At 44.5% G+C, this 1,161-nt stretch carries 1 protein-coding gene and 2 rRNA genes; all 3 read left to right on the top strand.

Going from position 1 to position 1,161, the window contains the following annotated elements:
• Window positions 1–226: ribosomal RNA gene (locus tag C2M25_RS20785) — 16S ribosomal RNA — on the top strand; the annotation flags it as partial.
• 39 nt (window positions 227–265) lie between these two features.
• Entirely contained in the window at window positions 266–415 is a 150-nt protein-coding gene (locus C2M25_RS21895) for a hypothetical protein (RefSeq protein WP_199775205.1), read from the top strand.
• A gap of 157 nt (window positions 416–572) precedes the next feature.
• Window positions 573–687 (top strand): 5S ribosomal RNA (rrf, locus tag C2M25_RS20780).
• Window positions 688–1,161: the final 474 nt, after the last annotated feature.

Raw genomic sequence — 1,161 nt, 5'->3', positions numbered from 1 at the left:
GCACAATGGGCGCAAGCCTGATGCAGCCATGCCGCGTGTGTGAAGAAGGCCTTCGGGTTGTAAAGCACTTTCAGTAAGGAGGAAAGGTTAGTCACTAATATTGGCTAGCTGTGACGTTACTTACAGAAGAAGCACCGGCTAACTCCGTGCCAGCAGCCGCGGTAATACGGAGGGTGCGAGCGTTAATCGGAATTATTTATCAGTCGTAGATGCAATCGATACTTTAGTTGCGGCTTATAACCAAGAAGTTGCTGAGTTTGACCAAATGGTTGAAAACGAACAGCAGCTACAAATACAAAATGACAAGCTTACTGCTTTGGTAAAAGACTATGAGCAAGGTGCTGCAGTTGTACTTAAAAATGCAAAAAGTGCCGATCAACAGCTGATGTGGAAGTGGTGTGAGCCATTAAGCTAACCTGTACTAATTACCCGTGAGGCTTAACCATACAACGCCAAACGCGTTTTATGACAGCGAAACAGACAGAAGTTAAGAAACTAAAGTAGACATTTACTTGATATCAGAATTCCAAATTTATTAATTTGCTCAAAAGAGCGAATTAAAACCAAATTTGCTTGGTGACAATAGCGTTTTGGACCCACCTGACCCCATGCCGAACTCAGTAGTGAAACGAAACAGCGCCGATGATAGTGTGGCATTTGCCATGTGAAAGTAGGACATCGCCAGGCTCCAAATTAAAGAAAGCCCGATTCAAAAGAGTCGGGCTTTTTTGCGTTTAGAGTTATCCATACAACGTGCCCTATTCATTCTTCAGGTAGGTTGGGTAGAGCGAAGCGAAACCCAACGTCAGTTAGCGAGTTGCAAGTTAGCAAGGGTAAAGTTGAACTGTTGGTTTGTTTAGTACAGAGTCACCCTCAGCAACAAACCCCGTAGGAGGCACTTCAGTGCCGAATAGACAGGAGACATCAGACGTCAGATATTAGAGGTCAGTTGATCTGTGGGGTTGTTTAGTAAAGAGTCACCCTCAGCAACAAACCCCGTAGGAGGCACTTCAGTGCCGAATCTAGACCTTAGCAAAACATTCATGGCTAAAGCCATTCCTACAAGTACACTTTGATCTGACCCCGATAAAGTAGACACGGGGTTTAATTAAATTGTTCGTACTGCATGGGACTTTTATACCCTAGGGTGCCATGCCTTCT

It is taken from the genome of Pseudoalteromonas sp. T1lg21 (assembly GCF_002964625.1).
Taxonomy (GTDB): domain Bacteria; phylum Pseudomonadota; class Gammaproteobacteria; order Enterobacterales; family Alteromonadaceae; genus Pseudoalteromonas; species Pseudoalteromonas gelatinilytica.
The sequence above is the reverse complement of the archived record's forward strand: the minus strand, read 5'-3'. Positions and strand labels throughout refer to the sequence as shown.

Excerpts from the sequence above, each read along its gene's own strand:
- C2M25_RS21895 (WP_199775205.1), top strand. The coding sequence starts at position 266 with ATGGTTGAAAACGAACAGCAGCTACAAATACAAAATGACAAGCTTACT.